Origin of the sequence: Sorangium sp. So ce281 (assembly GCF_051527395.1) — a bacterium.
Lineage (GTDB): Bacteria > Myxococcota_A > Polyangia > Polyangiales > Polyangiaceae > Sorangium > Sorangium cellulosum_B.
In genome coordinates, this window is sequence record NZ_CP150322.1 from 7838629 (window position 1) to 7862690 (window position 24062).

Annotated in this window: 15 protein-coding genes and 2 CRISPR repeat arrays; of the genes, 5 read left to right on the forward strand and 10 right to left on the reverse strand. The window is 70.9% G+C overall.

Features of this window, described 5'->3' with window-relative positions; genetic code table 11:
- Window positions 1-2: 2 nt before the first annotated feature.
- The 8 genes from WMF27_RS29685 to WMF27_RS29720 form a co-directional block, all read right to left on the reverse strand.
- Complete coding sequence (locus WMF27_RS29685) at window positions 3-890, reverse strand: hypothetical protein (RefSeq protein ID WP_437765506.1); 888 nt, start codon at window positions 888-890, stop codon at window positions 3-5.
- A 139-nt stretch (window positions 891-1029) separates the two neighbouring features.
- Window positions 1030-2064 (reverse strand): hypothetical protein, encoded by a 1035-nt coding sequence (locus tag WMF27_RS29690; RefSeq protein WP_437943182.1) that lies wholly within the window; start codon window positions 2062-2064, stop codon window positions 1030-1032.
- A gap of 306 nt (window positions 2065-2370) precedes the next feature.
- The gene (locus WMF27_RS29695) at window positions 2371-3354 is read right to left on the reverse strand and encodes a type VI immunity family protein (RefSeq protein WP_437765504.1); all 984 of its coding nucleotides are present in this window, start codon (window positions 3352-3354) and stop codon (window positions 2371-2373) included.
- 43 nt (window positions 3355-3397) lie between these two features.
- Window positions 3398-6064: a type VI secretion system tip protein TssI/VgrG gene (gene tssI / locus WMF27_RS29700; protein WP_437943183.1), complete on the reverse strand. Its 2667-nt coding sequence runs from the start codon at window positions 6062-6064 to the stop codon at window positions 3398-3400.
- Window positions 6065-6603: 539 nt separating this feature from the next.
- Entirely contained in the window at window positions 6604-8211 is a 1608-nt protein-coding gene (locus WMF27_RS29705; protein ID WP_437765502.1) for a PGRS family protein, read from the reverse strand.
- A 28-nt stretch (window positions 8212-8239) separates the two neighbouring features.
- Window positions 8240-9376 carry a hypothetical protein gene (locus WMF27_RS29710; RefSeq protein ID WP_437765501.1) on the reverse strand — a complete coding sequence of 379 codons (1137 nt, stop codon included), beginning with the start codon at window positions 9374-9376 and terminating at the stop codon, window positions 8240-8242.
- Between the two features lie 238 nt (window positions 9377-9614).
- Entirely contained in the window at window positions 9615-10379 is a 765-nt protein-coding gene (locus WMF27_RS29715; RefSeq protein WP_437943184.1) for a hypothetical protein, read from the reverse strand.
- Between the two features lie 10 nt (window positions 10380-10389).
- The gene (locus WMF27_RS29720) at window positions 10390-12558 is read right to left on the reverse strand and encodes a protein kinase domain-containing protein (RefSeq protein WP_437943185.1); all 2169 of its coding nucleotides are present in this window, start codon (window positions 12556-12558) and stop codon (window positions 10390-10392) included.
- A 116-nt stretch (window positions 12559-12674) separates the two neighbouring features.
- On the opposite strand from WMF27_RS29720, the gene WMF27_RS29725 reads away from it, so the two are divergent.
- The 5 genes from WMF27_RS29725 (at window position 12675) to WMF27_RS29745 (ending at window position 22280) form a co-directional block, all read left to right on the forward strand.
- The gene (locus tag WMF27_RS29725) at window positions 12675-13001 is read left to right on the forward strand and encodes a hypothetical protein (RefSeq protein WP_437765499.1); all 327 of its coding nucleotides are present in this window, start codon (window positions 12675-12677) and stop codon (window positions 12999-13001) included.
- Entirely contained in the window at window positions 12998-13747 is a 750-nt protein-coding gene (locus WMF27_RS29730; RefSeq protein ID WP_437765498.1) for a sigma-70 family RNA polymerase sigma factor, read from the forward strand. The genes WMF27_RS29725 and WMF27_RS29730 overlap by 4 nt, the downstream gene beginning before the upstream one ends.
- A 95-nt stretch (window positions 13748-13842) precedes the next feature.
- Window positions 13843-14214, forward strand: coding sequence for a hypothetical protein (locus tag WMF27_RS29735; protein ID WP_437765497.1), 372 nt, complete (start codon window positions 13843-13845; stop codon window positions 14212-14214).
- 472 nt (window positions 14215-14686) lie between these two features.
- Window positions 14687-19137: direct repeats of the CRISPR family, unit length 36 nt; unit sequence CTCTCCGCCGCTGAAAGGCGGCGGCCCCATTGAAGC.
- Window positions 19138-19245: 108 nt separating this feature from the next.
- Window positions 19246-20306: direct repeats of the CRISPR family, unit length 36 nt; unit sequence CTCTCCGCCGCTGAAAGGCGGCGGCCCCATTGAAGC.
- A 200-nt stretch (window positions 20307-20506) separates the two neighbouring features.
- The gene (locus WMF27_RS29740) at window positions 20507-21322 is read left to right on the forward strand and encodes a metallophosphoesterase family protein (RefSeq protein WP_437765496.1); all 816 of its coding nucleotides are present in this window, start codon (window positions 20507-20509) and stop codon (window positions 21320-21322) included.
- 136 nt (window positions 21323-21458) lie between these two features.
- On the forward strand, window positions 21459-22280 hold the full coding sequence (locus WMF27_RS29745) for an alpha/beta hydrolase (protein WP_437765495.1): 822 nt from the start codon (window positions 21459-21461) through the stop codon (window positions 22278-22280).
- Between the two features lie 27 nt (window positions 22281-22307).
- Here WMF27_RS29745 and WMF27_RS29750 read toward each other — a convergent pair whose 3' ends face one another.
- Both WMF27_RS29750 and WMF27_RS29755 read right to left on the reverse strand, forming a co-directional pair.
- Window positions 22308-23057 carry a metallophosphoesterase family protein gene (locus tag WMF27_RS29750; RefSeq protein ID WP_437765494.1) on the reverse strand — a complete coding sequence of 250 codons (750 nt, stop codon included), beginning with the start codon at window positions 23055-23057 and terminating at the stop codon, window positions 22308-22310.
- Window positions 23054-24058: a hypothetical protein gene (locus tag WMF27_RS29755; protein ID WP_437765493.1), complete on the reverse strand. Its 1005-nt coding sequence runs from the start codon at window positions 24056-24058 to the stop codon at window positions 23054-23056. Before WMF27_RS29755 ends, WMF27_RS29750 begins: the two co-directional genes overlap by 4 nt.
- Between the last annotated feature and the right edge of the window lie 4 nt (window positions 24059-24062).

Genomic DNA, 24062 nt, shown 5'->3' on the forward strand with positions numbered 1-24062 from the left:
TTTCACAGGGAGACGGGGAGACGGGGAGATTTTTCTTTCTCTTCCTCCCCGCCCCCTCGTCTCCCTGTTGTTTTCTCTCGAATCCTCAACGTGATCGGTCTTCTAGCCCTGCCTGTCCGAGCGACACAGCTGCCCCCCGCCTCGCCATCGAAGCCGCTCGCGATCGCGCCGTCGCCTCCTTTGCCGCCGACGGAGCTCTCCCCGTCGCACGCGTTCTCCACCACCGCGCCGCCCGACGCCATCGCATCCGGTCCCGGCGTTTCGTCGACATCGCTGCACGCGTTCACCCCGCCATTGCCCGCCGCACCGGCCTGTGCGGGCGGCACCGGATCGGCTGGCGCCACTGGCTCCGCCCCCGGTGCTCCCGGCGCCCCATCGGCGCCGCTGCCCGCGACAAGCTCGCTCCGCACGAGCTCCACCCTCGCCCCCTCCACCAGCATCGCGATCGACGACGCCCCCTCGGTCTGCGCATCAGCCGCCTGGACAAGCACGCCCTCAATGTGCGTCGTACCTTCCGCGCCCCGCACCGCGAGCGCCACCTGATCCGGACCGGCCGCGATCGTCGTCTTCGCATCCCGAGACCACGCCCAGCCGCGCTTGCAGTCGAGCCCACCGTAGAGGCTCGCGCCTGCCGGCAGCTCCACTGCCTCCGCGAACTCCTCCGCGCAGGCGTAGATCCGGCCCGGCGCATTCTCTTGACGGATCCGCTCGCTCGCCGCTGCGAGCGTCTTCGCGGGCGCCGCCTTCGCGCCTCCGCCGCTGTCCTCGCCCAGGCTGCTCGACACGAACACGCCGCAGCCATCCTCCACAGGCTCGCCGTGCCCGCTCGGGACGCACTCGGCCGGGTGTCGCCGCCGCCAGCGCCAGCGCTCGAGATGGCCAGAGGGCACGAGTTCGTCAGCAAGCAATCTCCCGCCGTGTTGGTGCAAGCAGCGGCTCCCCCCACCCCGATCGCAGCGAACGCGACGGAAGCGAGCATCCTTCCAATCAAGCATTTCATGAGATCCTCCTGCGCTCGCCGGCTTGCATTCAGAACTGTCCGCCGATCCACAGCCCGCCGCTGTGACGCGATGCGAGTGGCATCGCCCAAATCGCGGTCGTCGGCTGCGCGGTCGACCGAGGCCAGAACGTGTACGCAGCCGTCGCCGCCAACAGAACACCTCCTCCGATCAGCGCTGCCATCGCCGTGTTCGCCAGGCGGTCTTGTTCCTTCCGCAGCGACAACAGCTCGGCACAGCCTCCAGCCTGCGGCGGCCTCGAGCAGCGCACGCTACCAGCCTTCAACTGGGCCAGCAGCTCATCCGCATCGCTGGCCGTCGCCGCCGACAGGATCGCCAGCGCCACGCCGGTCCCCACCGCCGCGCCGCCCGCAGCCGCGCCACCCGCCACGAGGTAGCTATTCGGCTGCCCCTCACGCCCCACCCCGGCGCCCTGCGCCGGCGGTGCCATCGCCGCCGCCGTCGTCGGGTCCGCCTCCACCGTCGCCGCCGCCGCGTCGTTCCCCTCCGGCACGCCGCCGCTGGGCTTCGCCGCAACGCCGTCCCAGTCCTGCCGCTCCTCGTCGACGATCGACACCGATCCGTGCCCAGGCTCGACCCCGAAGTTCATCATGATTCTCTGCGTCTGGCCCGCCTTCACGCGGAGCACCGCCACGTTGGTCCTGCCGGCGAGCCGCGCCTCGACCGCGTGCTGCCCCGGCTCCACGAACAGCGGAACCGCGAAAGGCCCGGTCCCCACGTACACTCCGTCCACCAGCACCTCAGCCGGTCCAGCGACCACCGAGACGTCCAGTGTCCCGACCTTGCTGCGCGCCTCGAAATAGAGATCCAACATCTCGTCGGTCACCGGCGGCGCTTCGTTCTCCTTCCCCCTCACGAAGGTCGCGAGGTGCTCCGCCGCGTCCCGGTACAGCCTGAGCTTCAGCTCGCATTCCCCGAGCCGGCCCGCCGTCGTCCAGTGCTTGTCCACCCACCACGCCGCGAGGAACGCGTCGCGCGCAAGCGCGTGGTCCTGCTCGCTGAGCAGCGCCTCCCCGCGGCGCTTCAGCTCGCGCACCGTCTCCACCCGCGCCTCGTCATTTCCCGCAGGAGCGCCGAGTGAGACGCGCGTCGGCGCCATCACCAGCGAGGCTGCGAGCACTACCGGGCCCAGCCCTCGGAAAGCCATGTCTTCATCTCCTTCGCCGCTTTGACAGGAGGGTCACGCCCTCGCCGCCGACGGTCCGCCTATATACGACCTCGGCGGAAGGCGCGATACCCAGCAGGAACCGCAGATGCATCGCACGACCAGCATGCCGGTCCATTCCGGGAAGAGCCTGTCATTTCTCACTCTTTCTTCGAAAAATTGGGGCGCGTCCCCGCGCTCTCCTCTTCACCGGTCGTCGAAGCGCCTGAGCCAGGCTTCGCTGCGCTCGAGATCGAACCGCGGGCCTGGTCCGCCCTGATGAAACGGACGGTGCTGGGTGATGCGGATCGGCTTGAGGTACTTGGCGAGCTTGACGTAGAGCTCGGGCCAGCGGTTGTGCTCGGCGCTGCCCAGCTGCGGATGAGGGCCGGCCTGGATCATGATCCCACCTTCGTAACGGTGAACCGAGAACCGGCTGTCCAGCGCGGCAACCCCAGCCGCCACAGCGTCGGCCCCACCCATTTCCGCGAGCCAGCCGTCTCCGACGACGGTCAACCAGTTGACACCCTTGATACCACCTTTCCCGCCTTCTCTGCCCTTGCTCTGCCACTGTCCGTGGCTGATGGGGTAGTCGGCCTCAAGCCCCGGGAAGCGCTGCGCCCAGTTATAGACGATGGGCTCATACTTGCCGTTTATCAAGTCATCGGGGGACTCGGCAACGCCGATTCCGCCATACCCACCGACAGGCCGCAGCTTGGAGCAAATCCCCAACAGGACATCGGGGAGAGAACACTGACGATCCGCGAACCAGAGCAAGGGGAACATCACCCTGAAGTAGCCCAGCTTCCTGTAGGGTCTGCGCTCCATACCAAGACCATCCAAGAAAAATGCGCTCGCGCCCCGCTCGTGATCCGAACCATGATAGATGAACGAAAAACTCTCGTCCTCTCCACGAACCAGCAGCCACGCCCGCGGGTTCGAGCCGTTCCCTCTCCCGAAAGGCTCCATAAGTTTGGTGTCTGGATTCAGCGCCCAGCGGAGGTGCTGACCGCACCGCTGAAAATAGTCCTCACAGCAAGACACCACCGCCTCCCGCACCTCATGCCTGTAAGGGTCATCGAAGTACACCGTCGCCAGCAGCGCGATCTGAAGCACGGTGCGTCCTTCGCCATCCCTGACGCTGAGATGCTCATCGAGAACGGACAGGATCTCTTGCAGCTCCTCTGACATACATTCTCTCCTTACGCTCGCCGTGCCGCGCACGGCGGAATCCCTAGGGCGCAACCAGCACCGGGCCTCTGAGCAGGGGGCCGAGCTTGGTCAAGATCCTGGCCACCGCAGGTGGAATGGCCACATCGTCGATCTGAGCTCCTGGAACGGCATCATCGAGAACCAAGCCCACGACGAGTAGGGTCAAGGCCGCGATCTCAACCACATCGCCGGGGGTCATCTCTTGCTCGCTCGTCTTTGGTTTGGGGCAGCCGCACTTGTCAGGGCCAAGCACCTCGAAGCGTGCTCGGCCGGCGATTGTCTCATAGCTTTCACGTTGTTCTCTGTCGAGCTTGTCCGGCGGGAACTTGATCTCGATCACCTCCTTGATGTTGTCCTGGGTCGGCGGCTTCGTACCATCCTTGACGACGACGACATCCGGGATCTTGCTGCCCTTTGGCCTACCACGCGTGGCCCGGCGCGGGTCGTTCTTGCTCATGATGGGCTCGGGCGGGTCCGTGCTCATGTCATACGGCACCTCGGCCTTGAGCGGGCTGGTGTGCGCCGAGGCGTCCTCAAGCATCCTGAGATGCTGGGTCACGCACTGCTGCGGGAGGCGTTCATCTCTGCAACGGCAGATGAAGCCGCAGACGGCGCCCTCTTCGGGCGTAAGCGGCCCGCCGCCCCCGGCGCCGCCCGCCTGCATGGGCGGCAGGCCGCTCGTGAAGCCGAGCAGCGGCAGGCGCCGAGGCTCGGCCCGCAACGCGAGACCTGCCGGCAGCAAGGGCGGTGCCGGGCGGGCCGGCGGCGCGCCGCCCGGAGCGCCGCCTCGCTGGATTTTGACGGCGCCGCCGTCGATCGTCACGCCGCTCGCGTCGATGCGGACGAAACCGCCTGGCCCGCGCAGCGTCACGTCACCCGCCTCGATCACCACGGCGGTCCCGGCTTGGATGTGGATGGTCCCGCCCACTTCCAGCGCGGCTGCGCCGCTGATGCGCTGGTGCTGGTCGCCGTCTATGGTGAGCGACCGGGTTCCGCCGATGCGCTCCCGGAGATCCTGCTCGATGGTTCGGTGGGCATCGCGCCCGACATACGCGATCTCCCGGCCCTCGGTGCGGGCGCTCTCGTCGCCGCCGACGGTCTTCGCGCGGTTTCGCGCGACCGCGAGTTCCTCGTCCGAACCGACGGCGGTGCGGAGGTGGCGCTCGGCGCGCACGGAGACGACCTCGTGCCCCTTCCTGTCCTCGAAACGGATCTCGTTGTATCCGCTCCCGCCCGGCGAGGAGGAGTTCTTCCAGACGCTCTGGGTCCCGTCGGCGGGTAGCTTCAGGGGGAGAGGATTCAAGGCGTTCGACAGGCGCCCGACGATCACGGGCTGGTCCGGATCGCCCGCGAGGAACGACACGAGGACCTCCTGGCCGACCCGGGGCAGGGCGAAGATGCCGTGGCTCGCACCGGCCCAGCCCTGCGCCACGCGCACCCAGCACGAGCTGCGCTCATCCATCGAGCCGAGACGGTCCCAGGGGAACTGCACCCGCACGCGCCCGTGCTCGTCGGTGTGGATCTCCTGACCGGGGGGCCCTACGACCGTCGCGCTCTGCACGCCATGGGCCCTGGGCTTCGGCGTCCTCCGCGGCGGACGATACGGCGCGGAAGCCTGCATCGCCTCGCCGCGAATCGTCCAGTCGCCGCGCGGGGCACCGTCGATGGACAGCGAGGTCACGAGCAGGCCGACCCGCGGGTCGAGCTCCGGGCGCGGATGGCCCTCGACGCTGAAGATCGAACCAGGCAGGAGTTCGAGCGTGTTCGTGTGGAACGAGATCGCGCAGGCACCGCACTGCTCCGCCTCCAGCGCGCGCGCCGCGCACAGCGCCGCGTACTGGTCATCGTGACGGGACACGCCGGGGCCGTTCGCCTCCACCAGGAACGCTCCCGGCTCGTAGACGTACCGCTCGATCCGGACATCGCTCGCGGCGGCGTCCCGGCACCGACCGAGCAGCGCCCAGCCGGGCCGCAGGAAGTCGTGATCGCGCACGGTCACCGCGCCCGGACGGACGCGCCGCTCGACGGCCACGCGGGTGACGATCTCCCGCTCCGCGGTCGCCATGGGCCTGTCCACATAGGCGATCAACGCGGGCCGGCGCGGTGCAGACAGGTGAGGCGCGTCGGAGAAGACGAGCCGGGGCACGTCGCCGCCGCCATCGTCCAGAAAGGCATAGGCGATGCCCGACTCTTCCAGGACACGGCTCATGAAGTCGAAATCGGTCTCGCCGTACTGGACCCGGTAGGCGAAGCGGGGATGCGCGCGCTCGTCCACACGCCACGTCGCGACGAGCCCCCACTCGTCCAGCAGGCTGCCCACGAGCTCGGGGCACGAGAGATGCTGATAGACGCGGTAGCTCGTACGCTGCGCGAGCAGCCACAGGCGCGGCACGATCGTGAGCTCGTAAGTCGACAGACCCAGCTCGCCGAGCTGCAGATCCAGCGCGTGCAGCTGGCGGATGTGGCTGCAGACGCCGGACCACAGGCGTTCACCGTGCAGTCCTTCGCCCGGCTCCGGTGCTACCCGGAGCGACGCTGGCTCGCCGAGGACCGCCGCGAAGTCGATGCAAGGATCGGGCGAGGAGGCCACGACCTGCACCGTGAAGAGCGCGGAGAGCGACTCCCGGACCGAGAAGCGAAGGACGGACAGGCGCTCGCCGCAGGCGAGCGATAGATGGATCATGGACATCGCTGGAGTCCTCCAGCAAGAAGCCGAGTCGGCCGTCTGAGTGATGGATACCCTTGTGCCCTGGACCGGAGCGAAGACGGACCGAGTCCTCACCGCGCGAAGACGCGCAGCCTGGCTTCGGGTCGATCTCCGGCCTCTACAAAGGAAATCCCGGTCCCACCGACGGGCGTCCCGGAAAAAGTGATCGCGGGCAGTCGATTTCTGGAGAGGCCGTCGCGCCAAGCTCCAAGCGGCGGGGCGATGGCCGGCCCGGGGACGATGGCCGGCCCGGGGATGAAGAAGACGCACCGCGCAGGTCAGCGGACGGCGTCGACAGGACGTCGCACGCGCCGTGCGTGGCGCACGAGCGGTAGCCGCCTACGGAACGCGGACTGCTGTTGACAGGGGCGCGATCCCGGAGTCGAAGAGCTGACAGAGATCCGAGGCGGGGAATCCGTCTACTGGAATCGTCCGCCGATGCGCCATCGAGCGGTGCCCTTGACGCTCACGCAGCGTGTCCCACGGATCTTGACGTGGCGCTGGATGCGATCAGGACGAGGCTACGGGAGCTCCTGCTCCGGCGCCGCGGCACCGGTCGCGCCGGCGTTCTGCGCCACGTTGTCATTACCACCACGGCCGCCTTCGCCGGGCGTGCCCTGCGTCAGCTCGACGGTGCCGACCTGGGCGACCGGGGTGCCGCGAAAGGCGATGGCGAAGGAAGGGCCGCCGAGGCCGCCGCCGCCGGGTCCGCCGTTGCCGCCCTTGCCGCCCTTACCGCCGTCGCAAGCATCCTGCGAGCCACCGCTCACTCCGGTGCCGCCGATTCCGCCATCGCCGCCCGAACCACCCGGCTGCAGGTCTCCGCCCCGTCCGCCGTTGCCTCCGTGTCCGGCTTGTAGCCGGCAATCCGCCAACGTCACCGTCGCATCCACGCTGACAAGCGCGATGCTCGCACCTCCGGCTCCAGCACCTTGCCCGGGCTTGCCTCCGCATCCGCCGGCGCCGCCACTGCCGCCGCTCGCTCCCGCGCCAGGCTGACCGCCGCTGCAGTTGGCGAGCCCCTTCGCGCCGCCGCCGCCACCGCCACCTTGACCGGGCTTGCCGGCTGTGCCTTCACCGCCGCTGACGCCGACATAACCCGCAGACGAGAGCGTGCCCAGCCCGGTCGCGCCGGTGCCTGGCACACCATCAGCTCCACGCGAACCTGGGCCTCCCAGGCCAGCGCCGGGCAGACACTCCCAGCCGTCTCCGGCGTCTGGCTGGCCCATCCCCGGCTGCCCGGCAGTCCCAATCATGCCGGTCTCGCCATCCAGACCGCTCGCGATCGTCCCATCGCCTCCCTTGCCGCCCACGGAGCTCTCCCCGTCGCACGCGTTCTCCACCGCGGCACCGCCGAGCAGCATCGCGTCCGGCCCCGGCGACCCGTCCAGATCGCTGCACGCGTTCGCCCCATCGCTCCCGGTCGCCCCCGCCTGGGCCGCCGGCACCGGATCGTCCGGCGCAGCGGGCTCCGCGCCCGGCACCCCCGGCGCGCCATCGGCTCCGTTGCCAGCAACGAGCTCGCTCCGCGCGAGCTCCACCGTCGCCCCCTCCACCAGCACCGCGATCGACGACACCCCCGCCGTCTGCGCGTCAGCCGCCTTGACCAGCACGTCCTCGATGTGCGTCGTCCCTTCCGCGCCCCTCACGGCGAGCGCCACCTGATCCGGCCCGCCCGCGATCGCGGTCTTCGCTTCCTCGGACCACGCCCAGCCACGCTTGCAATCGAGCCCACCGTACAGGCTCACCCCCGCCGGCAGCTCCACCGCCTCCGCGAACTCCTCCGCGCACGCGTAGATCCGGCCCGGCGCGTTCTCCTTGCGGATCCGCTCGATCGCGGCGGCGAGCGTCTTCGCGGGCGCCTCCTTCACGCCCTCGCCGCTGTCGTCGCCCAGGCTGCTCGACACGAACACGCCGCAGCCATTCTCCACAGGCTCGTCGCGCTCGCTCGGGGTGCACTCGTCCGGCGCGCTGCCACCGCCTCCAGCGGATCCGCTCGACACGTCGGGCGGCAGACACATGTACGTCAGCACGCAATCGCTTGCCGAATTGAAGCACGCGACGGACGTTCCACCGGCAAGCGCTGTGAGCGCGGCCGACGCGAGCCCTCTCGTCACCCAGCTCTTCATGAGATCCTCCGTCGCTCGCCGAGCCGCCTCAAAATGTGCTCCCGATCCACAGCCCACCGCCTTGCGGCGCAACCACGGGCACCACCCACGCCGTCGTGGCGACAGGCCTGGCGTCCGACCGAGGCCAGAAGGTGTACGCGGCGGTCGCCGCCCAGATGACGCCCCCACCGATGAGCGTCACCATGGCGGCGTTCGCGAAGAGATCCCGCTCCTCTCGCAGCGACATCAGCTCCGCGCAGCCGCTCGATGGCGGCGGCGCGGAGCACGGCCCCCGGGTGCGCCTCAGCTCCCCCAGCAGCGCATCCGCGTCGCTCGCCTTCCCCCCCGACAGGAACGCCAGCGCCACCCCGGTTCCCACCGCCGCCGCCCCCGCGATCGCGCCCCCCACGACGAACACCGCCTTCGGATGCCCCCCGCCGCCCGCCGGCGCGGCCGCCTCCGGCGCGGCCGGCGCCGCCGGCCCCCGCCCCGGCGATTCCGACGCCTCGTACCAGGCCGGCACCCCGCCCTTGTCGCTCGCCGCCGCCTTCACGCCCGCCGGTCCACTGCCGCCCGCCCCTGCGACCTCCCCCGGCACCCCTGCCGGGCCCGGCGTCACGTCGAGCACCACTTCCCTCGTCTCGCCGGCCTTCAACGCCAGCGGCAGACTCGCCACCTTGCTCCCGAGCCGCGCCTCGAGCGTGTGCTCCCCCGGCTCCACGAACACCGGCCCCTCCAGCGGGACCGTCCCCGCCAGCTTGCCGTCCACCAGCACCTCCGCGCCGGCCGGCGTCACCCGCACGTCGAGCACCCCCACCTTGCTCACCGCCTCGCGGTAGCGCGCCAACGCCTTCTCCGGCACAGGCACCTTCTCGCGCTCCGACCCCCGCACGAAGAACGCGAAGTGCTCCGCCGCGTCACGGTACAGCCCCAGCTTCACCTCGCAGTCCGCGAGGTTGCCCGCCGTCGACCAGTGCGGCTTCAGCGACCACGCCGCGAGGAACGACGCCCGCGCTCGCGCGTACTCCTTCTTCTTGAACAGCGCCTCGCCCTCGCGGTGCAGCTCGCGCGCCTTGTCCGTCAGGGCCTCGCCGCCGGCGTCCGGCGCGCCGAGCGCCGCGCCCGCGGGCGCCGTCGCCAGCGACGCCGCGATGAGCAGCGCGCGCCACCGTCCTCGTGAGATCATGCGTCCCTCTCCTTCGCGTCCGCGCACCGCGGCTCCGCCGGGCTCGTCGCGGGCACGTATACACGAGCAGCCCCGGGCGCGCGACGCCGGCGCGCCGCGCGAGCAGCTCGGATCCACAGGCACGAATCGCATTGCGTGAAGAGGTCGCTCCCTCTCATCTCGATCGCCTCTCTCCTTCTCACTCGTCTTCTTCACCCCGGATGCGGGCGGCGCGCGGCCGAGCGGCTCGGCGGCACGTTCAGAAGCGCGGCGGTCCTCCCACGGGCGCCTCGCCTTCCTCGTCGTCGGGCGCCGGCACGGCCGGCCTCGCCGGCGCCGGCTTCGGGGGCGCCGCCGGCCCCTCGCCCCGCGGCGGCGACGGCGGCACCCGCGAGGCCGCCGCCGGCAGCGGCGATCGCCGCGGCACCGCGCCGAGGCGCGGAGCTCCCGAGGCGACCGGCGGCGGCGCACCAGCGTCCGCATCCGCACCTGCGGGCGCGGCCGTTCCGCCGGCCGCCATCTCCGCAGGCGCGACCGGCGCGCCATCTTCCGCGCCGGCGTCCACCTCCACCGGCCCGAGCGCCGCCGGCGCGCCGGCCTCCTCCACCGCACGCGGAGGTGCAGGCGCCGCCGCGCTCGTCCCCGCATCCGCGCTCCGCGCGCGAAGGCGGAGCTCCTCCAGCGCCGGCCGAGCGAAGAGCACGTAGATCAGGACTGCCGGCGCCGACACCGAGGCGACGCAGGCGAGCACCGTCCGCCACGACGCCCAGGAGCCCACCCCGGTGCGCGAAGCCTGAGCGGCTCCCTGAACAGCGCCTTTCGCGGGCCCCGCCCGCGCCGCCGCGCCGCGCCCGGCGCCGTCCCCCTCGGCGCGCTGCCCCTGGACCGCCGGCTCGACCAGCGCCTCCGCGAGCCGCGGGTTCTCGAGGGCCCGGCGCATGTTCTCGTCCGACGTGGCCCGATCCATGACGCGGCGGACCGTCTCGTCGCTCGGCAGGTACTTCTTGAAGTCGTCGTCGCTCATGCCGAAATCCTCAGTGCAAGGGCCGAAGCGGCGCGGAAGAGGGCACGCGGCGCGGCGCCGTCCGGGCAGGCGACTCGCCCGCCGGCACCGGCGCGGGGACAGGCCTCGCCGCCGGAGAAGGCCCCTTCATGCGCGTCGACTCGTAGACCTCCTCTTCGACGACCCGCTCGTAGAACCCCGGATCGTCCACCGCGCGCCCGGCGCGGCGTGGAACGCGTCGCTCGGACGGGGCAGGCACCACGGGCCCCACCGCGGCCGGCGACGAGGCGAAGTCCGGCGCCGAGCGCGGCAGCCCCGCGTCCATCTCGGGCGCGCCGTGCTCAGCCATCGCCTGCGGTGAGGGGGGCACGCTCGGCGACGGCACGGAAGACGAGAGCACCGGCGCCGGCCGTGGATCCGGCGGCGCCGGTGCGTCGGGCGATGCCGTCGCCGCCGCTGCGCCGGAGGCGCCGGTCGCCGCTGCAGGTGCGGTGGGCGCCGCCACGGGCGCCTCGGCACCGCGGCGCAATGACGCCGGAGAGCGGCCGATGGCGAAGGACACGGCAGACACGGCGACCAGCGTGGACGTGAGCGCGACGACGCGGAGCGCGAGCGTGCCGCGGCTCGCGCGATCCACCAGCACCTCCTCGCGGGCCGCGACCGACCGCCCCGCGACCGGTGCGCCCGGCATCGAACCCCGCGCGCCGGCTCCGTCGGGCTCCACGGTGCCCGCCGCCCCGGGCGCCGCCGGAGCGCCGGGCAGGCGCACCGCTCCCGCCGCACTCTCCTCGGCAGCCGGAGTCGCCACCGGCGCCGCCGTCGCGGCAGGCGCGGGCATCGGCCACGGCGCCGTCCCGTGCACGGCCATCGTCACGGGCCGCTCCGGAGGCGCCGCGCCCGCCGGCTGCACCGGCGCCATCCGCTCCGTGCTGAGCCATCGCGGCGCAGGCTCCGTCGCGCCCTGCGCAAGGCCCGTCCCCTCCCGCGCGTCGCGCGCCGAAACGAACGGCAGCGGCGCCGCCGCTCCCCGGAAGCCCTCCGGCAGCGGCGCCGTCACGTAGCGCAAGACCTCGGCGCTCACCGCGGTCGGCACAGGCGCGAGCGCCGCGTCCGGCCCGCTCCCCGATCGCCCGCCGCTCTCTCGTCCCCCGCCCTCCGCGGTCGCTCGTCGCCCCTCGACCACCGGTGCCTCCTCCCCTTCCTCTTCCTCTCCGCGCTCTCCGCCCTCTCGGCCTTCCCGCCGCCGCTCGGCCCCCGCGACGAGCCGCCCCGGCGCGTGCGGGTTCGCCGCCTCGTACCGCGCGAGCTCCGCCGTCAGCGCCTCGTACACCCCCTGGGCCGACGGCCGCTCCCCCGGCGCCTTGGCGAGCATCGCGACCAAGAGGTCGCTCAGTCCGGGCGCGTCGCGCGACACCGCGAAATCGGACAGGCGCTTCGGCGTGGCCAGGACGTGGTTCAACAAGACCTCCTGCCGCGTCGGCATCTCGCCCTTGTCCGGCGCGAATGGATGCCTCCCCGTGAGCATCTCGTGGACGATGATCCCCAGCGCGTACACGTCGGACGCCTTGCCCGCCCCGTGGCCCAGCGCCTGCTCGGGCGACGCGTAGTGCGCGGTCAGGATGTCCGCGAACGGGTCCGTCGACGCCGCGCGATCCACCGCGGCGAGCCGCTTCGCGATGCCGAAATCGACGACCTTCACCTGGCCGCTCGGCCGCACGAGCACGTTCTCCGGCTTGAGGTCCCGGTGGACGATGCCGCTCTTGTGGGCGACCCGCAGCGCGTCCGCGATCTGCGCGGCGATCGACAGCGCGCTGCGCACGTCGAAGACGCGCATCCAGTGGAGCAGGAAGCGCAGCGACCGGCCGTCGATGTGCTCCATCGCGAGGAACACCACGCCGTCGTCGGTCACGCCCGCGTCGTGCAGGCGGACGATGTTCGGGTGATCCAGCTCCGCGAGCACCTGCGCCTCCCTCTGGTGGCCCGCGGCGAACGACCGCTCCCCCCGGTGCTGGACGCGCACGACCTTCAGCGCGACGCGGCGGTTCAGGTACTCGTCCCGCGCGTCGTACACCTCCCCCATCCCGCCCTCGTCGATCAGGCCGACGATCCGGTACTTGGTGCAGCGGTCACCGGTCGCGTAGGTGCGGTGCGCCCTTCGCACCCCGCCCGCACCCGAGCTCTGTTCCAGGCTGCCCGACACCGGTCGCTCCCCATACAGGGCCGAGAACCCGGCCCCTACAAAAGAAATCCGGGTGTCGTGGCAAGTCGTCCCACAAAAAGGGAATGCTCCAGAACGAATCCGAATAGGATGGCCGCATGCCCTCGACGAGGAGCCCTCTCCCGAGCGCGCCCCCGTTCGTCGAGGAGGACGACGACATCCCCCCGGACGATCCGATCGTGCTCGCCCACGTCGAACGGGCGCTCGCGCCGTACCGGGACCTCCTTCCCGAGGAGGCGCGGGAGGCGTGCGAAGAGGTGCTGGTCATGGTGCTGACCACGCACCCCGAGGTCGCGCCGATGGTCAACCGGCTCCGCCGCGCCGCGGCGGTCCAGCGGAGCGGGACGCGGCCGCGCGAGGACGCGCCCCCGGCGGGCGAGGCTTCCGCGCCGGCGGCTCGCGCCCGCCCCGGAGGACGCCGGTGAGCCGGAGCGGCCGCCCGCCGGAGCGCCCCCCGCTCACGGAAGCGCAGCGGGCGCTCGTGGAGGCGACGATGTGGCTCGCGGCACGCGTGGCCCGCGGCCTCCGGCGCAGGTGCCCCGACGCGGACGAGGGCGAGCTCCGCTCCGCGGGGCTCGAGGCGCTGGCCGAGGCGGCGCGGACCTACGATCCGTCGAAGAACGACAGCTTCGCCTGTTACAGCTGGGCGCACGTCTACGGCGCGATGGCCGACGAGCTCCGCGCGACGGCCTCCTGGCGGGGCTCGGCCGCGGCCGCGGCCCGGCGGCACGGGATCGATCTCGCCCGGCACCTGCGCGACGAGAGCGATCCGTTCAGCGACGCTTCGAGCGACCTGGAGGAGCGCCTCGGCCAGGCGGGCGACGAGGTCGCCGCCGCGGTCGTGCTGGGGCTGGCCGGAGGTGCCCTCGTGCAGCTCGGCGAGGAGGGGCTCGTCCAGCGCGAGGAGCACCGGCGCGCGACCGCCGCGCTGAGGCGCGAGCTCGCGCTGCTGCCCGAGCGGGACCGGCGGCTCCTCGAGCTGCGCTACGAGCGCTGTCTCGGGCTGCAGGAGGTCGCCGACGTCGTCGGCATCGCGAAGTCGACCGCGGGGAGGCGCTGCGCGGCCGTGCTCGAGCGGCTCCGCAAGGCGCTCACCCGACAGGGGATCACGGGCGCGCACGCCTTCGAAGGGCACGCGGCGCCCTCCGATGCGCCGCGGCCACCTGCCTGACGAACCGCCCGCCCCGTGCACCGCGCCCCCTCGGCGGTTCGCCGCGGCGAGGCGATCGTCGCCAAGCCCAGTCATCCTCTCCTGTCGAAGGCAGCATGCGTTGCCAGCTGCTCTTTTCCCTGCTCCTCCTCACCCCTCTCTCCGGCTGCAGCCAGGCTCCCGAGGCGAAGGCCCCGGCCCCCGGCGGGCAGACGTTCCCCGAGTCGATCGCGATGATGTGCGACGTCGACAGGAGAGCCGGGCTCGACGCGGAGGCCGATCCGATCAGCGTCGGGCAGATGCGGTCGGCATGGATCGCCGAGCACGTGGAGAGCCCCGATGGAATCGAGCTCCGCACGGTGCTCAGCGTGAAAGGGGCCGCAGAACAGGGCGCGATGCTGCGCGAAGAGGCCAGGAAGGCCGGACTCGCGCGCTGCGCGCTCGCGGATTCGCTGGAGGCGGACGGGACGGGCGGGCTATCGCCGTGACGCCGTGAACGCACGGGATCGGGAGCGACGCCCGGCCATCGACGGCGGGGCGCAGCTGGCCGGGACGTGGGACGGGAGGGTGGGAGAGGTGGGGGCGATGACTGAAGCGGAGGAGAGAGCGGAAGAGAGAAGGAGGGGAGCGGGAGCCCAGGGGGCGGGCAGGACGGCGAGCGCGAGACGACGCAGACGGGACGGTGAGCCGCCGGGGAGGTCGCCGCGAGGACGGAAGCGGGAACGCCGGGGGCGACGGGGATGTGGTAGAAGGGCGAGGTCGTCCCGCTGCGAGCGGTGGAGTGACGCGAAAATCCCGGCAGGCGCTCGCAACGCGGGTAGGTGTTTGAAATAACGAAAGTTTTTGACGACGTGGGGGGCGCCCGGAAGGCCCCCGGCAGCCGGCGAGGGAGGGTGGAAAGGGAACCTCTCGCAAACCGGCTTGCAAGTACGCGAAATGTTAGGTACGCCTGCGAGGCCCCTCTCCGCCGCTGAAAGGCGGCGGCCCCATTGAAGCCGACGAATGAGCACGAACACCAGACTGGAACGTCTCGGCTCTCCGCCGCTGAAAGGCGGCGGCCCCATTGAAGCGCGCCGCAGGTGCCGCGCGTGCACCTCGTGCAGCACTCTCCGCCGCTGAAAGGCGGCGGCCCCATTGAAGCGTCCACCCACGCCGCAGCACGAGCCCGGTCTCCCGCTCTCCGCCGCTGAAAGGCGGCGGCCCCATTGAAGCCGCAAGGAGTACCCCCTCCCGCCCGCGCAGCTGGCCTCTCCGCCGCTGAAAGGCGGCGGCCCCATTGAAGCAGGATGCTGGCGATCTGCTCTTCATCCTTGCCCCGGCCCAGCTCTCCGCCGCTGAAAGGCGGCGGCCCCATTGAAGCAGGTTCATGAACCACTTCAGCGGACGGTCATGCTCCCTCTCCGCCGCTGAAAGGCGGCGGCCCCATTGAAGCAGCGCCGTATCCAGCTGACCGAGCATCCACCGCGTCGCCCTCTCCGCCGCTGAAAGGCGGCGGCCCCATTGAAGCTTGATATAGATTTCATCACATGTCTCACATGTTGGAACTCTCCGCCGCTGAAAGGCGGCGGCCCCATTGAAGCCATGCATACCGTGCTCGGCGCGCTGCCGGGACTTTGGGACTCTCCGCCGCTGAAAGGCGGCGGCCCCATTGAAGCCAGCAGCCGGCCGTAGTGCGCGATCCACAGGGGCCGCTCTCCGCCGCTGAAAGGCGGCGGCCCCATTGAAGCACCTCAGGCACGAGATGTGGGGCGACACCGAAACGGCTCTCCGCCGCTGAAAGGCGGCGGCCCCATTGAAGCTCTTTCGCCGGCCGCCGCGCCCCGTCGTCGCCTGCGCCCTCTCCGCCGCTGAAAGGCGGCGGCCCCATTGAAGCAAGCCAGTGCGCGAGGCGATGCTCGAGCGACTCCACAACTCTCCGCCGCTGAAAGGCGGCGGCCCCATTGAAGCATTAATAGACGATCGTCTCATGTTATTTTCCTTTATGCTCTCCGCCGCTGAAAGGCGGCGGCCCCATTGAAGCCGTATCGGCCGGATGGCGTGCGCGAGGCCGACCTGAGACTCTCCGCCGCTGAAAGGCGGCGGCCCCATTGAAGCGCTCCACGCGGACGCACATGACGGCGCTCCCGTCCTCGACTCTCCGCCGCTGAAAGGCGGCGGCCCCATTGAAGCTCTGAGTAGGGTGGGGAGTAGACGGCCCCAGGCCCCCTCTCCGCCGCTGAAAGGCGGCGGCCCCATTGAAGCCGTCGACCGTACGCGTTCGCGACCAGTCTCATCGGTCGCTCTCCGCCGCTGAAAGGCGGCGGCCCCATTGAAGCGAGGCGCTCGCGCGCCAGAGCAGTGCTTGCCATCGTTATCCTCTCCGCCGCTGAAAGGCGGCGGCCCCATTGAAGCCACGAGGTGCTCCGCGTCGAGTACCTGACCGAAGAGCTCTCCGCCGCTGAAAGGCGGCGGCCCCATTGAAGCACGATGAACATGTGACCGGCATCCTTCTTTTCGAGAAGGATCTCTCCGCCGCTGAAAGGCGGCGGCCCCATTGAAGCGTGGCGTCGATCGGGCACGCACCTGGATAGGTACCGACTCTCCGCCGCTGAAAGGCGGCGGCCCCATTGAAGCCAGGGTGAATCGCCACCACGGGGACAGCGGAGGAAACCCTCTCCGCCGCTGAAAGGCGGCGGCCCCATTGAAGCTCGATCTGGTACAGCCACCACAGGATCGTCCCGTCGCTCTCCGCCGCTGAAAGGCGGCGGCCCCATTGAAGCGCCCCGATCGCGTCGCCGCACAGGGCGGCGATCTCGTACTCTCCGCCGCTGAAAGGCGGCGGCCCCATTGAAGCATCTTGGTGGCCAGGATCGCGCAGGACCCCGGGCCGTCCTCTCCGCCGCTGAAAGGCGGCGGCCCCATTGAAGCCGCGTGCTGCCCGCTCGCGTCAAGGGAAAGGGTATGCAGCTCTCCGCCACTGAAAGGCGGCGGCCCCATTGAAGCCAGTTCCAGCAGTTCCACACGGCGCGCCCGAGCGCGGGCTCTCCGCCGCTGAAAGGCGACGGCCCCATTGAAGCGATCGCGCGGTCCAGCTCCGGATACGCCTTGATGCACCCTCTCCGCCGCTGAAAGGCGGCGGCCCCATTGAAGCAACGGGTCGCGGATCGCGTTCAGGCGCAGGATCTCCATCTCTCCGCCGCTGAAAGGCGGCGGCCCCATTGAAGCAGAACGTACCCAGGGCGCGTGCCGACAGCGCACGCCTTCACCTCTCCGCCGCTGAAAGGCGGCGGCCCCATTGAAGCTGGACGGACCTCAAGGCCCACGTCCCGTTCTCTCGGTTCTCTCCGCCGCTGAAAGGCGGCGGCCCCATTGAAGCTTGTCGACGAGCGGCATGCACAAGCCGTACAGAGGACTCTCCGCCGCTGAAAGGCGGCGGCCCCATTGAAGCATGATGTCGGTTGCAAAAACGCTCATCGTATCGTTCTCTCCGCCGCTGAAAGGCGGCGGCCCCATTGAAGCGACAGGCCGCCGAGAGAACTGCGGGCGCGACTGGCGAGCTCTCCGCCGCTGAAAGGCGGCGGCCCCATTGAAGCACCGTCCTGTGCGCCGTCCTGGACCCTGCGGAGACCTCTCCGCCGCTGAAAGGCGGCGGCCCCATTGAAGCTTTCAGGCGGACCACGAGTCGAACGTCTTGAAGCCCGCTCTCCGCCGCTGAAAGGCGGCGGCCCCATTGAAGCCGACCGAAGCCGCGCCAGCGTCTCGCTGGTGGGCACTCTCCGCCGCTGAAAGGCGGCGGCCCCATTGAAGCAGCACCGCGCGCGCGTTCACCCTGAGCTGCGACACCTGCCTCTCCGCCGCTGAAAGGCGGCGGCCCCATTGAAGCCGGATCCCCTCGCTCTGCATCGCCTTGAGGTTGAGGATGCTCTCCGCCGCTGAAAGGCGGCGGCCCCATTGAAGCTTGACCGTCTACGCGCCCGTGACGGGCCTGATCCCGGGCACTCTCCGCCGCTGAAAGGCGGCGGCCCCATTGAAGCAGCCGGAGCACTTCCTGCGCCGTGCCCCCATAGTGCTTCTCTCCGCCGCTGAAAGGCGACGGCCCCATTGAAGCGCCACCTCCGTGGCCGGGGCCGTGACAGGACGCCACTCACTCTCCGCCGCTGAAAGGCGGCGGCCCCATTGAAGCCCCTCGCACCCCGGATGCTCTTCCCGCCACTCGGCGACTCTCCGCCGCTGAAAGGCGGCGGCCCCATTGAAGCGACAGCGATCTCCGGTGGGCCCTGTTCCAGGACTACCTGCTCTCCGCCGCTGAAAGGCGGCGGCCCCATTGAAGCAACGCCTCGCCGATCCACTCGACGTAGCTGTCCGCGCCTCTCCGCCGCTGAAAGGCGGCGGCCCCATTGAAGCCGCCGGGCTCTCGCCTGGCTGTGACCATGAACGTCAACCCCTCTCCGCCGCTGAAAGGCGGCGGCCCCATTGAAGCTGTTTGTCGCGCTGCCCGCCGTCGAGGCCGGCGACGACTCTCCGCCGCTGAAAGGCGGCGGCCCCATTGAAGCGAGGCGGACGAGGCGGGGACGGACAGCGATCTCGACTCTCCGCCGCTGAAAGGCGGCGGCCCCATTGAAGCCCCCGAAAAATTGCGCTTCGGCCGAGACTCGCTAGACGCTCTCCGCCGCTGAAAGGCGGCGGCCCCATTGAAGCCGGAATGTACAGGTCGACCCGCTCTTTTCGTCTGGCTCTCCGCCGCTGAAAGGCGGCGGCCCCATTGAAGCGAGAACAGGATTCGGCGCACGACCCCCTCGACGGTCACTCTCCGCCGCTGAAAGGCGGCGGCCCCATTGAAGCAGGCTCGACAGCGTGATCGTGGTGAGGTCGACGGTGCCCCTCTCCGCCGCTGAAAGGCGGCGGCCCCATTGAAGCTTCGTCGCGCGCAGCCTGCCCGAGTAGATCGCCTGCCTCCTCTCCGCCGCTGAAAGGCGGCGGCCCCATTGAAGCAAGGGTGACTGGTCACTCATGGGGCTCGCTCCTCATGCCTCTCCGCCGCTGAAAGGCGGCGGCCCCATTGAAGCGCTGCTCTCATTCTGTCCGCTGCCCTGGGACTGGCCGTCTCTCCGCCGCTGAAAGGCGGCGGCCCCATTGAAGCACCCCGGCGATGCCGGTGCCGTTCCCCTCGCGCCTGCTCTCCGCCGCTGAAAGGCGGCGGCCCCATTGAAGCCTCGTCCCGCTTGGCCACGCGCGCCTCGAGCGCCGTCTCTCCGCCGCTGAAAGGCGGCGGCCCCATTGAAGCACGTGGAGCAGTGGGAGAAGTTGCTGTCGTTCGCGGACTCTCCGCCGCTGAAAGGCGGCGGCCCCATTGAAGCGTGCGCTGGAGGGGTGTGGACCGGACCACAGGATCCACCTCTCCGCCGCTGAAAGGCGGCGGCCCCATTGAAGCTCGAGCAACGCCTCGCCGAGGCCGCGCGCCTTGCGGCCTCTCCGCCGCTGAAAGGCGTGGCCCCATTGAAGCTGCGTCGTGTGGATCACATAGTCGTACCCCTCGATCACTCTCCGCCGCTGAAAGGCGGCGGCCCCATTGAAGCCTCAACCACAGCAACCGGGGGGGAGGGGGCGCCTATCTCTCTCCGCCGCTGAAAGGCGGCGGCCCCATTGAAGCAGCTCACGAGCTTCTGCCCGCGCCGCTCGAAGTACTCTCCGCCGCTGAAAGGCGGCGGCCCCATTGAAGCCGTCGGTGAGGATGGTGGCGGTTGCACTGGTGACGACCTCTCCGCCGCTGAAAGGCGGCGGCCCCATTGAAGCGCGAGCGCCAGGTAGCCGTTCCCGTTCCAGTACTCCGGGGCTCTCCGCCGCTGAAAGGCGGCGGCCCCATTGAAGCCCCACTCCGGGATGGTGCGCGTCACGCCGTCGATGGCTCTCCGCCGCTGAAAGGTGGCGGCCCCATTGAAGCCAGGAGAACGCCGCCCGGGCCTCCCGCATGGTCGACCTCTCCGCCGCTGAAAGGCGGCGGCCCCATTGAAGCTCGACGAGCGAGTCGACGCAAAGCTGTGGCTGCGTGACCTCTCCGCCGCTGAAAGGCGGCGGCCCCATTGAAGCACCTTGCGTCACCAGTGTGGCACGGTCAGGGCTGGAGCTCTCCGCCGCTGAAAGGCGGCGGCCCCATTGAAGCTCCCGCAACGCGCGCGCCACGGCGGACGCCGATCGGTCTCTCCGCCGCTGAAAGGCGGCGGCCCCATTGAAGCTTCGTCCGCGAGCTTGCGGAGAGCGTCGCCCAGGGGGCTCTCCGCCGCTGAAAGGCGGCGGCCCCATTGAAGCGGCAGAACACGGACAAGCTCCCCCCCCAGCATCGCCAGGACTCTCCGCCGCTGAAAGGCGGCGGCCCCATTGAAGCGGATGCCGGCGCGCGATGTAGTGGGCGAGCGCGACGCTCTCCGCCGCTGAAAGGCGGCGGCCCCATTGAAGCCGATCGGACGTCGGTACAGCGCAAGGCGCCAACGTGGCCTCTCCGCCGCTGAAAGGCGGCGGCCCCATTGAAGCCGCCTTTGCGAGCCGCACCTTGTGACCCACCGAGATCCTCTCCGCCGCTGAAAGGCGGCGGCCCCATTGAAGCCGAGTCTGCCGCTTCCCTGACCCACGCCCACGCCGCGTCCTCTCCGCCGCTGGCGTCGCGAGCAAGCGGGGCGCGAGCTCCGGGTGCTCACGGAAGATCTCGCCGACAAGAAGCGCCCTCACCCCGCCGCGTGGCGAGCGCCTTCCGCTCGCGCGCCCCCCTCGCTGGCTCCCCCTCCCCTCCCCGCCTATCCTGATCTCATGGCCGCGCCGACCCCGCTCCGCCTCGCCTGGGCGACCGACGTCCACCTCAACTTCCTCTCCCGCGAGGACCTCGCGGCCTTCTGCTCCACCCTCGCCGCCACCGCCGCCGATGCCGTCCTCTTCACCGGCGACATCGCCGAAGCCACGAGCCTCCGCCCCCTCCTCGAGACCGTCGCCCGGGCCATCGAGCGCCCGCTCTACTTCGTCCTCGGCAACCACGATTTCTACCGAGGGAGCATCGCCGCCGTGCGCACGATGGCCGCCGAGCTCTCGGCCACCTCCCCCTGGCTCAGGTGGCTCCCGTCGATCCCCCACGTCGAGCTCGGCCCGGACACGGCCCTCGTCGGCCACGACGGCTGGGCCGACGCCCGCCTCGGCGATTACGAGAGATCGCCCGTCATGCTCAACGATTACGTGCTGATCCAGGAGCTCGCCTCCCTCGGCCGGCGCCGCCGGAGAGAGGCCCTGCACCGCCTCGGCGACGAGGCCGCGGCGTACCTGCGCCGCGTCCTGCCACAGGCCCTCGAGCGGTACCGGCGCGTCATCGTCGCCACGCACGTCCCCCCGTTCAAGGAGGCCTGCTGGCACGAAGGCCAGATCTCCAACGACGATTGGCTCCCCCATTTCACCTGCAAGGCCACAGGCGAGGCGATCCGCGAGGCCGCCGTGCGGTACCCGGAGCGGCAGATCGAGGTGCTGTGCGGCCACACCCACGGCGCCGGCGTGGCGGAGATCCTCCCGAACCTCGTCGTGCGCACCGGCGGCGCCGAGTACGGCGAGCCCGCGGTGCAAGGCGTCATCGCGACCGCGTAGGCCACCATCGCGCCGCGCGCCCCGGCTCCCCGCCGCCCCACCGCGCTCGCGGGCGTCCATCCCACGGACCATCCGGCCCCGACACGATGTATCCTGCGCGCCACGACCTCCGCCGACCGCGGCAGAACGGTGCGCCATGCCGACGAACGACCCCGACAGCCAGCTCGACGAGCTCCTTCGCGCGCTCGACGCAAACCCCCGCGCGACCGACGTCTTCTATCCAAGGCAGGTGAACGCGAGCCCGCCCGCTGGCGCGACGGACTACGATATCCCCGTTGCCCCCGGGGTGACGCTCGGCGCGCGCTGGCACCTGTCCGACCCGGGCAATCCCACCGTGCTCGCGTTCCACGGCAATGGCGAGACCGTCCCCGACTACGACGACATCGCCGAGGGCTGGCACGACATCGGGCTCAACCTCTTCATCGTCGATTACCGCGGCTATGGCTGGAGCAGCGGGCAGCCGACGCTGCGCTCGCTCCATGAAGATCCCTTGAAGGTCTCCGATTTCTTCGAGCGCGAGCTCGCCGAGAAGAGCCGCGCCGCAGGCCTCGAACAGCCGCCGAAGCCGGTGCTCTTCGGCCGCTCGCTCGGCAGCTCCCCGGCGTCGCGGATCGCCGCGCACCGCGGCGACGCGTACCGCGCGCTCCTCCTCGAGAGCGGGTTCAGCGACGTGCGGCACCTGCTCGCCCTCTTCGAGATCGACCTCGGCGATCTGCGCGACGAGGCGCACCGCAGCTTCTCGAACCCGGAGCTCCTGAGGCACGTCGAGATCCCGGTCCTCGTCCTGCACGGCGCGCGCGACACGCTGCTCCCGCCGGACCACGCCCGCGAGAACCACGCGGCCGTCCCCCACGAGAAGAAGGCCCTGCACCTCATCGACGGCGCCGGGCACAACGATATCCTCCTCTTCGCGTCCGCCTATTTCGGAGCGATACGGGCCTTCCTGCAGAAGCACTGAGCGAAGGCGCCGAGCGGCGCTCGCCCGCTACACCTCGAACAGCAGAAAGGGCTTGCCGGTGAGCTTCCTGAGCAGCGGCATCGCCACGTTGTAGACGGGAGTCCCGTTCAACATGCGCCCCTCGAGCGCCCCGTGGTGCGCGTGTCCGTGGAAGACCACGTCGGCGCCGTACAGATCGATCGGCGCTGCAAGGCGGCTCGTCCCAAGAAAGGGCCTTATCTCCACGTTCTCGCCGACGGTCGTCTCGAGGATCGGCGTGTAGTGCATGATCACGATCTTCTTCTCGCTGTCGAGCTGGGACAGCGCCGCCTCGAGCTTCAGCGCCTCGGTCACGGCCTCCTGCACGAAAGCCTTGAGCGGGCCCTCGCCGAACGCCTGAAGCGTCGCGCTCCCAAACCCGCCCATGAAGCCCTTCACGCCGGCGACCCCGATGTCGTCGCACAAGATCAGGTGATCCCCGTCGAGCACCTCGACGCCCGCGTCGCCCAGGAGCTTCGCGATCTCGGCGCCCGCCCCCCGGTCGAGGTCGTGGTTGCCGAGCACGGCGGCGCACGGCATCGAGAGCCCGGCGAGCGCGTCGGCCAGCACCTTCGCCTCCTCGGGATGGCCGCGATCGGTGAGATCGCCGCACAGCACGAGCAGCTCCGCCTCCGCGTTCACCGCCTTCACGAGCTCGCGCATCCTGGCGCCGTGCTCCGGCCGGCAGTGCAGATCCGAGGACGCCGCGATGCGGCGCTTGCCCGGCTCCCCGTTCCCTCCGGCGACGGCGGCGCTCATGATCCCGGCTTGCGGACCCGCGCCGCCTCGGCCTCCACCCCCGGCCCCTCCGCGCCGCCTGGAGCCCCGTCACGGCCCGGCCTCCCCTTGCCGGGGCGAGGCCGCCCCGCCGCAGACCGCCGGCGCTTCCGGCACAGCGCCCCCCGCGCCGCCTCGGGCGCGGGCGCTGCGGGTCCCACGACGAGCCCGAGCTTCTCGTAATCGTGCACGTACTGCTGCCTGCTGATCAGGTTGCCCCGGCATACCCGGAGCGGCGCGTCGCCGGCCCGCGTCTGCGCCAGCGTACGCCGGCAGAGCTCGTCGATGAGCCACCCGGGCACCCGGCTCCGCGCGCCCGGATAGACGAAGCGGTACAGCGTCAGGTGCGCGAACAGGACCTCCCAGTAGGGACCGAACCGGGCGAGGAGCCTCTCCCAGTCCATCTCGTCCCCACACGCGTAGATGAGGTGGTTCACGTCGGCGCCGTCGTACCGCTCCCGTTCGTCCACGAACGCCTTCGTGAAGATGATCTCCTCGACCGGCGCGATCAGACAAGAGTGCCCCAGGATCGTGGCCGGACGCGCATGCTCGAACCAGCCGCCATCCACCACGGCCAGGCCGTTGCTCGACGAGAAGATGAGATCGATGAAGCGATCGCCCGTATAGGCCTTCCCGATCCACCGCGGATCGATGAGCTCCGTCTCGAAGCCGGCCCGCTCCAGCGCCCTGAACGCCGCCGGCACCTCCCGCTCGTCCAGCATCACGTCGAGATCCTTCGTGTCCCGGAAAATGCCCGTGTATGCGAAGAAGGCATACGCCCCCGCCACCATGAACGGCACGCCGGCGCAGAGGAGGGCCTCCATCGCCCTCACCCTCACCTCCAGCTCGCCCGCGCGGGAGAGCTGGCCGGCGGGGTCGTCGAAGGCCGGAGGAGCGAGCGCCGCGCGCTCGCCTGCGCGCGTCGCCCGGGCTGAAAGCGCGTGCTCCGCGTCGCCTGCGACAGGGGATCCGCTGCGCACCATCCCC

What these genes read in the sequence shown, in the direction of transcription:
- WMF27_RS29725 (WP_437765499.1), top strand. Translation starts at nt 12,675, where the DNA reads ATGCCCTCGACGAGGAGCCCTCTCCCGAGCGCGCCCCCGTTCGTCGAG.
- WMF27_RS29740 (WP_437765496.1), top strand. Translation starts at nt 20,507, where the DNA reads ATGGCCGCGCCGACCCCGCTCCGCCTCGCCTGGGCGACCGACGTCCAC.
- WMF27_RS29745 (WP_437765495.1), top strand. Translation starts at nt 21,459, where the DNA reads ATGCCGACGAACGACCCCGACAGCCAGCTCGACGAGCTCCTTCGCGCG.
- WMF27_RS29695 (WP_437765504.1), bottom strand. Translation starts at nt 3,354, where the DNA reads ATGTCAGAGGAGCTGCAAGAGATCCTGTCCGTTCTCGATGAGCATCTC.
- WMF27_RS29705 (WP_437765502.1), bottom strand. Translation starts at nt 8,211, where the DNA reads ATGAAGAGCTGGGTGACGAGAGGGCTCGCGTCGGCCGCGCTCACAGCG.
- WMF27_RS29735 (WP_437765497.1), top strand. Translation starts at nt 13,843, where the DNA reads ATGCGTTGCCAGCTGCTCTTTTCCCTGCTCCTCCTCACCCCTCTCTCC.
- WMF27_RS29710 (WP_437765501.1), bottom strand. Translation starts at nt 9,376, where the DNA reads ATGATCTCACGAGGACGGTGGCGCGCGCTGCTCATCGCGGCGTCGCTG.
- WMF27_RS29750 (WP_437765494.1), bottom strand. Translation starts at nt 23,057, where the DNA reads ATGAGCGCCGCCGTCGCCGGAGGGAACGGGGAGCCGGGCAAGCGCCGC.
- WMF27_RS29715 (WP_437943184.1), bottom strand. Translation starts at nt 10,379, where the DNA reads ATGAGCGACGACGACTTCAAGAAGTACCTGCCGAGCGACGAGACGGTC.
- tssI (WP_437943183.1), bottom strand. Translation starts at nt 6,064, where the DNA reads ATGTCCATGATCCATCTATCGCTCGCCTGCGGCGAGCGCCTGTCCGTC.
- WMF27_RS29755 (WP_437765493.1), bottom strand. Translation starts at nt 24,058, where the DNA reads ATGGTGCGCAGCGGATCCCCTGTCGCAGGCGACGCGGAGCACGCGCTT.